Origin of the sequence: Arthrobacter psychrochitiniphilus (genome assembly GCF_003185915.1) — a bacterium.
Lineage (GTDB): Bacteria > Actinomycetota > Actinomycetes > Actinomycetales > Micrococcaceae > Specibacter > Specibacter psychrochitiniphilus.
The window spans coordinates 130,437-143,788 of record NZ_QHLZ01000005.1 but is presented as its reverse complement, the minus strand read 5'-3'; the positions used below and the strand labels follow the sequence as shown (position 1 = coordinate 143,788).

General features: G+C 59.4%; 10 protein-coding genes and 1 pseudogene. 8 read left to right on the top strand and 3 right to left on the bottom strand.

Annotated elements, in window-relative coordinates; translation table 11 throughout:
• Nucleotide 1 precedes the first annotated feature (1 nt).
• Nucleotides 2-967 (bottom strand): proteasome assembly chaperone family protein, encoded by a 966-nt coding sequence (locus CVS29_RS09425; RefSeq protein WP_110106074.1) that lies wholly within the window; start codon nucleotides 965-967, stop codon nucleotides 2-4.
• Nucleotides 968-1,121: 154 nt separating this feature from the next.
• The gene (gcvT, locus tag CVS29_RS09420) at nucleotides 1,122-2,255 is read right to left on the bottom strand and encodes a glycine cleavage system aminomethyltransferase GcvT (protein WP_110106073.1); all 1,134 of its coding nucleotides are present in this window, start codon (nucleotides 2,253-2,255) and stop codon (nucleotides 1,122-1,124) included.
• A 215-nt stretch (nucleotides 2,256-2,470) separates the two neighbouring features.
• On the opposite strand from gcvT, the gene CVS29_RS09415 reads away from it, so the two are divergent.
• From CVS29_RS09415 to CVS29_RS09395, 5 genes are all read left to right on the top strand, one after another.
• Nucleotides 2,471-3,994, top strand: a complete 1,524-nt coding sequence (locus CVS29_RS09415) for a leucyl aminopeptidase (protein WP_245932145.1) — start codon at nucleotides 2,471-2,473, stop codon at nucleotides 3,992-3,994.
• Nucleotides 3,995-4,238: 244 nt separating this feature from the next.
• Nucleotides 4,239-5,621: a dihydrolipoyl dehydrogenase gene (gene lpdA, locus CVS29_RS09410; RefSeq protein WP_110106072.1), complete on the top strand. Its 1,383-nt coding sequence runs from the start codon at nucleotides 4,239-4,241 to the stop codon at nucleotides 5,619-5,621.
• Between the two features lie 140 nt (nucleotides 5,622-5,761).
• Nucleotides 5,762-7,468: a 2-oxoglutarate dehydrogenase, E2 component, dihydrolipoamide succinyltransferase gene (gene sucB, locus CVS29_RS09405; RefSeq protein ID WP_110106071.1), complete on the top strand. Its 1,707-nt coding sequence runs from the start codon at nucleotides 5,762-5,764 to the stop codon at nucleotides 7,466-7,468.
• 125 nt (nucleotides 7,469-7,593) lie between these two features.
• On the top strand, nucleotides 7,594-7,944 hold the full coding sequence (locus CVS29_RS09400) for a hypothetical protein (RefSeq protein WP_110106070.1): 351 nt from the start codon (nucleotides 7,594-7,596) through the stop codon (nucleotides 7,942-7,944).
• 316 nt (nucleotides 7,945-8,260) lie between these two features.
• Nucleotides 8,261-8,689 (top strand): OsmC family peroxiredoxin, encoded by a 429-nt coding sequence (locus CVS29_RS09395; protein WP_110106069.1) that lies wholly within the window; start codon nucleotides 8,261-8,263, stop codon nucleotides 8,687-8,689.
• Between the two features lie 113 nt (nucleotides 8,690-8,802).
• Here the strand turns inward: CVS29_RS09395 and CVS29_RS09390 are convergent, their stop codons facing one another.
• Complete coding sequence (locus CVS29_RS09390; RefSeq protein WP_110106068.1) at nucleotides 8,803-10,638, bottom strand: serine/threonine-protein kinase; 1,836 nt, start codon at nucleotides 10,636-10,638, stop codon at nucleotides 8,803-8,805.
• Between the two features lie 82 nt (nucleotides 10,639-10,720).
• Here CVS29_RS09390 and lipB point away from each other — a divergent pair.
• The 3 genes and pseudogenes from lipB to CVS29_RS09375 form a co-directional block, all read left to right on the top strand.
• Nucleotides 10,721-11,467 (top strand): annotated as a pseudogene (gene lipB / locus CVS29_RS09385) (lipoyl(octanoyl) transferase LipB); the annotation flags it as partial.
• Nucleotides 11,464-12,480: a lipoyl synthase gene (gene lipA, locus CVS29_RS09380; RefSeq protein WP_110106066.1), complete on the top strand. Its 1,017-nt coding sequence runs from the start codon at nucleotides 11,464-11,466 to the stop codon at nucleotides 12,478-12,480. The pseudogene lipB and the gene lipA, both read left to right, overlap by 4 nt.
• A gap of 31 nt (nucleotides 12,481-12,511) precedes the next feature.
• The gene (locus CVS29_RS09375; protein WP_110106065.1) at nucleotides 12,512-13,273 is read left to right on the top strand and encodes a DUF4191 domain-containing protein; all 762 of its coding nucleotides are present in this window, start codon (nucleotides 12,512-12,514) and stop codon (nucleotides 13,271-13,273) included.
• Nucleotides 13,274-13,352 lie beyond the last annotated feature (79 nt).

Here is a 13,352-nt window from a genome sequence, read left to right as displayed (position 1 = left end):
TTTAGCTTATGCCACCATCAGGCTCGGCGGTTGCTCCCCCATCGCGGCTAGCCAGGTACGCTTCAACCGCGGCACCCAACTCGTCGGCGTCGGGCAATTCATCATTCTCGCCAGCCAGTAGTGAGCGGCGGGCAGTGCCTTCGCTGTGTTCGTCATACTGCCTCTCAAGCTTTGTCACAACCCCAGCCACATCGCTGGACGCTTCAACCTGCTCAGTGATTTGGCGCTCAACAGCCCGGCCGGCTTCGCGCAAACGCTCACTGGGAAGCATTAAGGAGGCGGCTGCGCCCAAGTATTCCAAACCGGCTACGGCGGCGGGAGGGTATTCGGCGTCGGATAGATAGTGCGGGACATGGATGGCATAGCCCACCACGTTCCGGCCCGCATCAGTGAGCTTGAACTCAATGACGTGGCCAATGGCGGCCGGGACCTCCATGGTGGCTTTCCATGCTGAAATGCCTTCAATAAGTTCTGGCCGGTTGCCGTGGACAGTGGCCCCTATTGGGCGTGTATGCGGCACGGGCATGGGCACTGAATGCACCCAGGCCACCAGATTCACATCTAAGCGGTCAACGAGTCCAAGAATAGCTTTACTGAACCGCTCCCATTGGAGGTCAGGCTCAGTGCCATAAAGATACAAAAATGGTGTCCCCAAGGCATCCACCATGCGGTGAAGCACCAGGGACGGGGGCCTGTAGTCGCTGAGATGGTCTTCGCTAAACGTGATGCGTGGCCGGCGTGAGCGGTAGTCAATGAGCTGGTCAATATCAAAAACTGCCAAGGGTTCGTGGGCCAGATGATCCGCCAGCTCACCGTTGATCTGTGTGACCACGTGACCGGCATCGGAAAATCCGGTGAACGCCATGATCAGGCTCAGACCGGTAAGGTCCTCGGCGGCAAGCAGGTCCTCATTTAGAACATAGAGGGACTCCGGGGTATGAAACGGGGTGTGCTCAAAATTATTCATGCTTTTCCTCAGCTGCTTGTGTCTCTGAACAGCACAACACCGCAGGACCCCTGAATCATTCCGCCTCAGCCCAGGGAGGGCGTTGGCGGGGCGGGGCACCGCGGTGGTGTGGCACTTCTGGCGGCCTTATCAGGATGCTGGCCGGGCACACTTCTTAGGCTTTTACCTTGACGGTGACGAATGGCGGCTTGACCACGCTCACGCCCAATCGGCGTCCACGAATGTCCAGTGCCAGTTCCTGCCCCCATTCCACGCCTGGGTCAACCAAGGCCAGTGCCACGCCGTTACCCAGGGTGGGCGAAAAGGTTCCGGAGGTTGTGTGCCCCACAACCGTGCCTGCGGCATCGAGGACATCAACACCGGCACGCGGCACTCCGCGTTCTGTGGCCAACAGGCCCACGGACTTGCGCTTCACACCGTCCAGCTTTTGGGTACTCAAAGTTTCCTTGCCCCAGAATTCCGGCTTTTTCCAGCCTACAGCCCAGCCAATACCGGCCTCCAGCGCTGTGATCTCTGTGGAAAGTTCATGTCCGTGCAGGGCATAACCCATCTCGGTACGTAGTGTGTCCCGGGCACCAAGACCCGCAGCACGGCCACCAGCGTTCGCCACTGCCACGGCCAGCGCCTCCCACACCACGGCGGCGTTTGCCCAGGCCGGAACCACTTCGTAGCCGATCTCTCCCGTGTAGCCGGTGCGGCACACGGTTAAGGAAATCTCTTCTCCGTGCAGAGAAACTGTGGTGTCAACGAAGGACATATAGTCCGCGGGTGTGGGCAGGCCTACGGCGTCAAGCACGTCGCTAGCCAGCGGACCCTGGACAGCGAAAACACCAAATTCGCGGTGCAGGTTCAAAATCTCAACGTCACTTCCCTCGGCATCGCGGGCTGCTTCCAAGGCCGCAACAACGGCACTGGTGTTGGCTGCGTTGGGGATCAGGAACAGATCATCCTCGGCGCGTAGATACGCGATGAGGTCATCGGTGACTGTGCCGGCGTCGGTCAGGGCCAGGGTGTACTGGGCACTGCCGGGCTTGATCCGGTTGAGGTCATTGGAGAAGCAGCGGTTCGCGAACTCGACGGCACCGGCCCCCCGAATTTCGGCCTTGCCCAGGTGGGAGACGTCAAAGAGGCCAACCGTGGTCCGCACAGCCTTATGCTCGGCCACCACACCGCCGCCGTCATACTGCAGCGGCATCAGCCAACCGCCAAATTCAGCCATCTTTGCTCCGTGGCTGGTGTGCCACTCATGCAAGGGCCCGTGCAGGAGTTCTTCGGAATTTTCACTCATGGCTCATACGGTACCGCAGGCTGGGGTGGCTTCGGTTGCACTGGGGCTCCAAGGTGCCAACACTGAGCAATCATTGGGTAATCGTTGGGCAGTCGTTGGCCAAAGACTGGGAAGTAGCGGGGCATTGGGAAGGCATTTACGATGGCGGCTTTGACGATACGATCGAAGACAGCATCACAATTCATCAACACCCCACAGTGAGGACAAAATTTCCCGTGAGTGTCAAAGACATTATCAGCTTCCGTGTCATCAATACCGACTTGGCGAAAGCTTCCTCCGATGCCTTGGTGATTGCTGTGGCCAAGGGTGCCAACGGTCCTGTAATCCTCGATTCCCCGCTCTCCCCCGCAGCCTTGGCGTCCTTGAAGGAAACGTTGACGGCTTTGGGCGTGACCGGAGCAGCTGACCAGGTGGTGCGCCTGCCCGGACACCCGGATACGGGTGCCACCATCTTGGTGCTCGCTGGTGTGGGACCCGTCAAGGGAACCGCTGTCACCGAAGAGGCGCTGCGCCGGATGGCAGGTGCCACGTTGCGTGCACTTGCAGGTCTCAAGCATGTGGTTTTTGCCGTGCCAACTACAACGGTCAGCCATGTTGCCGCGCTTGCCGAGGGTGCCGCATTGGGCAGCTACCAGTTCGCCAGCATGCACACGAGCGCATCCGGGCGCAAACTCCCCGTCTCCAAGGTCACAATTCATTCCACGCTGGCTAAGGACCCGGAACTGGCAGCCGCCTTGGAGCGCTCCTCCATTGTGGCCAAGGCTGTCAATGCCACCCGCACCCTAGTCAACGAACCGCCGAGCACGTTATACCCGGCCACATTTGCTGACGCAGCACGGGAACTCTCCAAGGGCCTACCCGTGAAGCTCACGGTTCTGGATGAGAAGCGCCTGCTGAAGGAAGGCTGGGGCGGCATCATGGGCGTGGGCCAGGGCTCGTCAAGGCCTCCGCGCATGGTCAAGGTTGAATACAAGTCAGAGCGCGCCGTGGCCAACCTCGCGTTCGTTGGCAAGGGCATTACCTTTGACAGCGGCGGAATTTCCATCAAGCCCGGCGCCGGAATGGTCACCATGAAATGTGACATGGCAGGTGCTGCCGCAGTACTCAACGCCGTGCTGGCGGTGGCAGCTCTGGGGCTTCCCGTCAATGTCACCGGCTGGCTGTGCATTGCCGAGAACATGCCTTCAGGGACGGCCATCCGCCCCTCCGATGTGTTGACAATGTTCGGCGGGAAAACTGTTGAGGTGCTCAACACTGACGCCGAGGGACGCTTGGTCATGGCCGATGGCCTGGTTGCTGCTTCAGCGGAATTCCCCGATGTCATCATTGATGTTGCCACTCTGACGGGCGCTCAAGTCATGGCTTTGGGTCATCGCACCGCCGGTGTCATGGGCGATGAGGGTGTCACCGCCGCACTGAAGGCTGCGGCCGACAGGGCAGGCGAGCTCATCTGGCCCATGCCGCTGCCGGAGGAGCTACGCCCTTCCTTGGATTCCCCCGTTGCGGACATGGCCAACATTGGCGAACGCATGGGTGGAATGATGACCGCAGCCGTCTTCTTGCAGGAGTTTATTGGCAAGAGCAAGGACGGAGAAACCATTCCTTGGGCCCATTTGGATATTGCCGGGCCAGCTTTCAACGAAAGCGCACCCTACGGTTACACCCCCAAGCAGGGAACCGGAATGTCCGTCCGGACCCTGGTGGCTTACGTTGAGGATGTTGTTGCGCGAAGCGCGTAAACGCCACCACACCGTCACGGCTGCTGCAGCAGTTTCAAAAAAGTGAGTATGACCACATTCGCGTTTCTGTGACACCCGTGACGGTGCAGTACTAGGCAACTAACGTAAGGTAAACCCTGAAAGTATTTATCTTTGACTTCGAAGAAGTCTGGAAGTTCCACGAGAACTCTCAGCCTTCTCTCAATAAATGATGAGATGACGCGCCAAAAATGCGCGCGTCACCCGAACGCGAGGGAGCGTCTAAGTGGCCGAACAGGCAGCTGGGCAAGAATTCGATATTTTGATTCTGGGCGGTGGCAGCGGCGGTTACGCCACTGCTCTGCGGGCAGTCCAATTGGGTATGACCGTTGGTCTGGTGGAGAAGGGCAAGCTGGGCGGTACGTGCCTGCACAACGGCTGTATCCCCACCAAGGCACTGCTTCACGCAGCCGAGGTCGCAGACCTCGCCCGTGAAGGATCCTCCATCGGTGTCAACAGCCAACTCAATGGCATTGACCTGGTGGGCGTTAACAAGTACAAAGACGACATCATTGCAGGGAAGTTCAAGGGCCTGCAGGGACTCATCAAGGGTAAGGGTGTGACGGTCATCGAAGGCGAAGGCCGTCTGACCGCTGCCAATACCATCACCGTCAATGGTGTGAACTACACGGGTAAGAACATTGTTCTGGCCACGGGTTCATACTCCCGCAGCCTGCCCGGGCTGGAAATTGGCGGCAAGGTCATCACCTCTGATGAAGCCTTGAAAATGACTGAACTGCCCAAGAGCGCCATTGTGCTTGGCGGCGGCGTCATTGGCGTCGAATTTGCTTCCGTGTGGAAGTCCTTCGGCGTCGATGTGACCATCATCGAAGGTATGGCCTCACTGGTCCCCAACGAAGATGCCTCCATCATCAAGGTCCTTGAGCGCACCTTCCGCAAGCGTGGCATCAAGTTCAACACCGGCACCTTCTTCCAGGGTGTGGAGCAGAACAACGACGGCGTCAAGGCAACCTTGGTTGACGGCAAGACCTTCGAAGCTGACCTCATGCTGGTCGCCGTTGGCCGTGGCCCGTCCACAGCCGGCATGGGCTTTGAAGAAGCTGGTGTCACGGTTGACCGCGGCTTCGTCATCACCAACGATCGTCTGCACACCGGCGTAGGCAACGTCTACGCCGTGGGCGACATTGTTCCCGGCATCCAGCTTGCTCACCGCGGCTTCCAGCAGGGTATTTTTGTGGCCGAGGAAATCGCCGGCATGAACCCGGTCATCGTCGAAGACATCAACATCCCCAAGGTCACCTACTGTGACCCGGAGATTGCCTCCGTCGGTTTGAACGAGAAGCAGGCCAAGGAAAAGTTTGGCGACGCTAACGTCGAATCCACCGAGTACAACCTTGCTGGTAACGGCAAGAGCGCCATCTTGGGTACCAGCGGCATCATCAAGTTTGTCCGCGAAAAGGATGGCCCCGTTGTGGGTGTTCACATGATCGGCACCCACATTGGTGAGCAGATCGGTGAAGCACAGCTGATTGTGAACTGGGAAGCGTACCCGGAGGATATTGCAGGCCTCATCCACGCACACCCCACGCAGAACGAAGCTTTGGGAGAAGCGGCAATGGCCTTGGCCGGACGCCCGCTCCACGGCTAGCAACAACTTCTTAGTGCACTCGGCGCCAGCGCCGGGTGCACTAAGCTGAATCCAATACTTTAAGAATAAAAATTTCGGAGCAATGCACAAGCGTTCACAACGATGCAAATGCAGCGCACGAGAAGGAGAACGGGGACGCAATGTCTGAATCCGTGAACTTGCCCGCCTTGGGTGAAAGCGTTACCGAAGGAACCGTCACACGATGGCTCAAGCAAGTTGGGGACCGCGTCGAAATTGACGAGCCCTTACTGGAAGTTTCCACCGACAAGGTTGACACCGAGATCCCGTCACCCTTCGCCGGCATCTTGGAAGAAATCCTTGTACCTGAGGATGAAACAGCAGAAGTCGGAGCTGCCCTGTGCCGCATTGGCACTGGCGACGGCGCACCGGCGGCTCCGGCAGCCGCGCCCGTTGAGGCAGCTCCGGCTGAGCCTGCTGCAGCCCCTGTGGCCGAGCCAGTTGCGGCCGCTCCGGCAGCTCCTGCTGCCGCCACCGATGCTCACGAGCTGGTTTTGCCCGCTTTGGGTGAGTCCGTCACCGAAGGCACCGTCACCCGCTGGCTAAAGGCCGTTGGCGACACCATCGAAGTGGACGAGCCGCTGCTCGAGGTTTCCACCGACAAGGTTGACACTGAGATCCCCTCCCCCGTGGCTGGCGTCTTGCTGGAAATCCGCGTACCCGAGGATGAGACCGCCGAAGTTGGTGGCGTCCTGGCGCTGATCGGTTCCGCCGGTACCGCACCAGCTGCTGCACCTGCCGCCGCTCCGGCTCCTGTTGCAGCACCCGCTCCGGCCGCCCCGGCACCCGTTGCTGCACCTGTTGCCGCTCCGGCTCCTGTTGCAGCTCCCGCTCCGGCCGCCCCGGCACCCGTTACTGCTCCGGCTCCTGTTGCTGCCCCTGCGGCCTCAGGCGCCGAGTCCAACTACGTGACGCCGTTGGTCCGCAAGCTGGCCAAGACCCACGGTGTTGATCTCGCCACGGTCACCGGTTCCGGTGTTGGTGGACGTATCCGTAAGGAAGACGTCCTTGCAGCAGCAGAGGCCGCTAAGGCCGTTGCAGCTCCGGCCACCGCATCAGCCCCCGCCCCGGCAGCGAAGTCCGCTCCCGCCGTGGTGCCTTCAGCACTGCGCGGCACCACGGTCAAGGCACCCCGCATCCGCCAGGTTATTGCCCGCCGTATGCGCGAATCGCTGGAAGCCTCCACGCAGCTCACGCAGGTGCACGAGATTGACATGACGCGGATCGTCAAGCTGCGCACCCAGGCAAAGGACCAGTTCCAGGCCGTCAACGGCACCAAGCTGACGTACCTGCCCTTCATTGCCAAGGCTGTCGCCGAGGCGCTCAAGGCGCACCCCTCGGTCAACGGTGAATACAATGAGGAAACTCAGATGATCACTTACCACAACGCCGAGCATCTGGCGTTTGCTGTGGACACTGACAAGGGCCTGTTGGTCCCTGTCATCTCCAACGCAGGAGATCTGAACCTTGCAGGCCTGGCCGGCAAGATTTCCGATGTTGCCGCACGCACCCGCAGCGGTAAGATCGGCCCGGACGAGCTTTCCGGCGGCACGTTCTCCATCACGAACATCGGCTCCGTTGGCGCACTGTTCGACACCCCCATCATTAACCAGCCCAACGTTGCCATCCTGGGCACCGGCGCGATCGTCAAGCGCGCAGTGGTTGTTGCTGATGCAGACGGTGATGACACCATCGCCATCCGTCACATGATGTACCTGTGCCTGACGTACGATCACCGTTTGGTGGACGGCGCAGACGCTGGCCGGTTCTTGCAGACCCTCAAGGCCCGCCTTGAGGGTGGCGCCTTCGAAGCTGACCTCGGCCTGTAAGCACTTTCTTCACAGAAGTACGACGGCGGTGTGGTGACTTGGGATTCTTCAGTCACCACACCGCCGTCGTTAGTTAAGGCTGCCCTATATAGACACTCTGTCACCAAGTTGCCTAAACTGAGGGCATGGACTTTTTACGCTTAGTGCTCGTATTTTTGCATATTCTTGGTGCCGCTGCGATTGTTGGCGGCTGGCTTGCCGCCTTCAAGACGCCTACCGTTAGCCAGTGGCAGTGGATCGGTGCGCTGACACAGCTCATCACGGGACTACTGCTGGTTGGGCTGGCTGAAATGGGTGATGGAGATGTCAACAACGTCAAAATTGGCGTCAAGCTAATCATCGCCCTCATTGTTGCCGTCGCAGCGTTCATCGCTCGCCGCAAGATCAAGAACAACCAGGACGTTTCCAAGGGACTGGCACACGCAGTGGGCGGCATGGCCTTGATCAATATCGCCGTCGCCGTCTTTTGGGTCTAACTCCTTACGAGGCTGTACCTGCAGGCACCGCCTCACTGCATTAAGCGCGCTTCCCGTAACGGCTGCCCATTCAAGGCAATGACCACGGGGGCGCGCTGTTTTTTTGCAGCCAGCTTATTGCCTCCCGCGGTTCTGCCACGGCGAACACTAAAAGCGTCTATGCGATGCGGTTGTGCCAATTGTGACGAATCTTGGTAGTTTTACGATGTGGAATTTCAATTCCGTTCACGCCGAGGCGATCAAGAGCATATGGTAGTTGTATAGCTGGCTGCACGCAGCAAGCTACACCCCATTTGAATCTTCATAAGGAGTTACCATGGCTACAACTCGCAACGCCCACGCAGGCTGGGTCGGCGACCTTCCCACCGGCGCCGGACAGGTCACCTTGGACAGCTCGGAACTTGGCACCTTTGATATCACCTGGAAGGCACGCGCAGAAGCTGCCGAGGGAAAGACCAGCCCGGAAGAGCTGATCGCCGCCGCGCACGCATCCTGCTTCGCCATGGCATTCTCGAACGAGCTCAGCACGGCCGGACACGCTGCCGACTACGTCAACACCAGCGCCGCCGTGACGTTTGTACCCGGCACCGGCATCACCGGCAGCCACCTGACTCTTGCCGCCAAGATCCCCGGCATCAGCCAGGAAGACTTCGATACGATCTCCAACGCAGCCAAGTCAGGTTGCCCCGTTTCGGCGGCACTGGCCGGAGTGGAAATCACCCTCGACGCGACACTCGAAGCATAGTCTTTACCAACGTTCGCCAAGAGGCGGCAGCTGCTTTTGCGGCTGCCGCCTCTTGTGTGAGTGCCGCTGAAAGCGCGTCTGGTCAGGTCTGTGAGCTCATTTCGGAACGGACCCTATTGTGGCGTGGGGGCGGCGTTAAGAATTTCTTGAATGGTCCATCTAGAATCTGCCCGCGTCAGCACGAATCGAAGCTCTTGGCGCCGCTCCTTTGGATAGTTGTGCACCAGCGCCCCGGTGGAGTCCTGCTCTGCGAAGGCACTGGTAATAATGGTGGCCTGCACCGTGGCAATGGCATCTTTAGCTACGTCACCCCCTGTTACTGATCCTCCAGCAGGGGTGTGATGGACTTTTTCCACCGTGAATTCCAACCCCGTGAAGACGTGACCTTCCGCTTCCAAAGCCTCCACTATGGCCACGTCTGCCGCCAGTGCCGGCGAGTTAGCCGCATTAATGTGGCTAAGGAGAGTCTCATCCGTGTTGGAAAGTGCATAAGAACGCACCCACGCCAGCGCTGGCAGCGCATCCGCCGCCGCCGTTGACATGAGCCCCAAACGGATCTGTGGAGGGAGTGCCCGGGCCCAAACAGGTGCCTTCTCAACAGCCTCCGCTGCCGGTGCGTCCTGGTCACGTGGGGTTTGATTCGTTCCCGGGGTCCTTAGATCACCCTGCAGCCGTCCTCCCACGGACACAGCAACCCCAAACAGGAGTACTCCCATGACCAATAGGGCGATTAACCAGAGCCGCAAGTTGCTGGCCCTTGTGCCCACTCGATCACGGCGCCCCTGTCTGGCAGGCCCGTCTCGTCGGCGCCCTTGCCTTCGATGCACAGCCCGTCGATGCCTTTGCCCGTCTGCTCCTACCTCCAACCGTGCGACTGGATTCTTAGCAGGCCTAGGCACCCTTTCACCGCTCCCCCACAGCGGTGCCAACCCCTTGATTTTCCTGTGCCGCCGGAACCAACTCGCCTTCTTCAACGGAGCAACTTCCGCGCCACCGTTTCTTATGCCACCCATAAACCACGACCGGCCGTGAGAGCGCACCTTCCGACGCCGCTTTGGTTTGACCAGTACACTATGACGGGTCGGTAGCTCGGGGAGGACGCTGGGATGAACAGCGTGGGCCAAGATGAGCGCCTCCGCCCGTGCACTTCGAAAGACTGCTTGGGCCAAAGCCGCCGCCGTGGGTCTCTGCCTCGGATCTTCCTGCAACCCGGCTTCGAGGGCTGCTACAAGTTCACGGGGCACATCCCGGACCAGACTGGACAAGGGAGCCCGGCCACGGGTGAGCGGTGGGGTGTACCCCGTCAATACAAACCAGCCCACTGCGGCCAGAGCATAAACATCAGATGCCGTATCGCGGCGCGTATCGGATGGACAATAGAACCCCGCGGTGCCCGATGGCGTTTCCACGGTGTCCCCTAGCACCCGGCTGACGCCAAAGTCGGCAAGGTACGGTTTTCCACTGGCGCTCAGCAGCACATTCCCGCTGGAAATATCGCCGTGAACCGCTCCGCGTTCATGCAAAAAATCCAGCACCTGTCCCATGGGCGTCAGGATTGTCACGGCCTCTCCCACCGAAAGAACTCCCCTGGCGTGCACAATCTGGGCCAAGGAACCTCCCGCCGCATACTCCATGATGAGGACAAGAGAGCCATCCTGGTCTGTCACGAGTCCCGCTACCGGGATCAGATGTTCATGCCTGAACTGGGCCAGAAGCCCCCATTCTCGCGTGACCTGGCTCTCATTATGACGGTGCGGGTCTACTCTTTGACTCACGGCCAACGAGCCGGGTGCGGGAACCAAAAATTTTGCTGCCACATGCTTTGAACCGTCCTGTGGGGCCATCAGCCACACCTGCCCCTGTGACCCCTGCCCCAGACACCGCACGGGATCAAAGCCGGAAAGGCGAGGCGGCCTCGACGTGCGCACAGAGTTCGCGGAAATGTCCATATCTAAGTAGTAGTCGCCATTTGCAGATCTTGCTTGAAGTTATCCACAGCTATGACGGCCGCCAGTATTTTCTGATTTACGCGAAAAAGCTTCATCCTCTAAAGTGTCAGCTATGAGTGTTGAGTTCACAGAAGTTGGATTTACCCCGAATTTCATTGACTACGCCACCGCCTGGGACTTGCAACGTCGCGTCCACGGCGCCGTCGTTTCAGGCACCGCGCCTAACACTGTCCTGCTTCTAGAACATGCCCCTGTTTACACAGCGGGCAAACGGACAGAAGACCACGAGCGGCCTTTCGATGGGACACCCGTGATCAATGTTGATCGTGGTGGCAAACTCACGTGGCATGGCCCAGGCCAGCTCGTGATGTACCCGATCGTCCGCCTGCGGGATGCTCACAGTATCCGCGAGTATGTCCACGCCCTCGAAGAGATCATCATCGAAGTCCTGGCCAAGTCCAACATTGTTGGCGTACGTGTCGACGGACGCGCAGGCATCTGGCTTCTCTCCGATGCCAAGGGTCCCACCAGGAAAATTGCAGCCATTGGTATTAGGGTTCACGAAGGCGTGACTATGCACGGCATCGCCATCAACGCCAACAACAGTTTGGCCCCCTACAACCAGATCATCGCCTGCGGTATTGCGGATGCTGGCACCACCACCATGGCGGCAGAGACCGGGGTTGACATTACTCCGACGGGGCTGCTGCATCACCTAAAGGACGCCACAACAAGGTTCTTGGCGCCTCTCATCACCGAACCAGAGCCCCCAGTGGCATCAACCGCCAACCCCGCAGATGCGGCTCGGCCAGAAGGAGTATTGCTGTGACGTTGGCACCTGAAGGGCGCAAGCTACTGCGCATTGAACAGCGGAACGCGGCCGTCCCTGTGGAGCGCAAGCCTGAGTGGATGAAGGCCAAGGTCTCCATGGGCCCTGAGTACATTGCCATGAAAAACCTGGTTAAGGGCCAGGGGCTGCACACTGTCTGCGAAGAAGCAGGCTGTCCCAACATTTTCGAATGCTGGGAAGACCGGGAGGCCACGTTCCTCATTGGCGGGTCTGAATGCACCCGCCGCTGTGACTTCTGCCAAATTGATACGGGCAAACCCTCACCCATTGACATGTTTGAACCCACCAAGGTGGCCCGCTCTGTGGTCAAAATGAACCTGCGGTACGCCACCGTCACGGGCGTGGCCCGCGACGACCTGGCAGATGAGGGCGTCTGGCTCTACGCCGAGACGGTCCGTAAGATTCACGAACTCAACCCGAACACCGGCGTCGAACTTCTCATCCCCGACTTTTCCGGCAAGCCCGAGAACATCGCCGCGATCTGCGAGTCAGCCCCCGAGGTGTTCGCCCACAATGTCGAGACCGTTCCGCGCATCTTCAAACGCATCCGCCCCGCCTTCCGTTACGACCGCTCTCTGGATGTCATCAGTCAGGGACGGGACCTGGGCATGGTCACCAAGTCCAACCTGATCTTGGGCATGGGAGAAACCCGCGAGGAACTCTCCCAGGCGTTGCAGGACCTGCACGATGCCGGAACCGATCTAATCACCATCACCCAGTACCTGCGCCCTTCTGAACGTCATCTTCCCGTGGACCGCTGGGTCAAGCCGCAAGAGTTCTTGGAACTCTCTCAAGAAGCCGAGGAAATTGGGTTCCTGGGTGTCATGAGCGGGCCGTTGGTGCGCTCCTCCTACCGGGCCGGCCGGCTCTGGGCCACGGCCATGCGCAAGAAGGGCCTGGACATCCCGGAACACCTCGCCCACATTGCCGAAGGCATTGAAGATTCAGGCTTCACACGCCAGGAAGCCGCGTCCTTGCTGGCCGCACAATAATTCCATCCAAACCCGCTAGAATTGAATCACTATGGCCAAATCTGACTCATCATCCAGCAGCACTGACGACACCAAGCGCTCCCTTTTTTCGCGCAAGCCCAAGGCTGAGAAGCCGAAAAAGAACAAAAAGCCCAGCCGTATCAAGCAAATGGTGGACATCTTCAAGATGACCCGTAAGCATGATCCGATGGTTACCTGGCTGATGCTTGGCGCATTCCTGGTGCCCATCGCCGTTGCTTTCGGTATCGGCTTCTTGCTGGATAACTGGATCACAGGTTTGCTGCTCGGCATCCCTCTGGGCCTGCTATGCGCTCTGTTGATCATGTCCCGCCGCGCCGAACGCGCTGCCTACTCACAGATTGAAGGCAAGGCAGGTGCAGCCGGTGCCGCGCTGAGCTCCTTGAAGAAGGGGTGGATCTTTGACGAGCAGCCCGCATCGGTGAACCCACGCACCCAGGACGTGGTGTTCCGTGCCATCGGAAAGCCCGGCATTGTCTTGGTGACCGAAGGCCCCTCCACCCGTGTCAAGGGCTTGGTCGACGCCGAACGACGCCGTCTGAACCGGATCCTGCCCAACGTCACTGTCACGGTCATTGAGACTGGCAAAGGTGAAGGACAGGTGCCGATCGCCAAGGTCACTAAGAAGATGGGCAAGCTCAAGAATGAGCTGACCAAGGTTGAGGTCAGTGCCGTGAACAAGCGCATCACCTCCATGGGTAACAAGCTGCCCATCCCCAAGGGTATTGACCCTTACAAGGCACGCCCCGACCGCAAAGCCTCACGCGGACGCTAGTAACTACTGATACGTGAAGGGGCCCGGCAGGAATTCCTGCCGGGCCCTTTCACATCTGCTTCGAACATGCCTGTCTGGC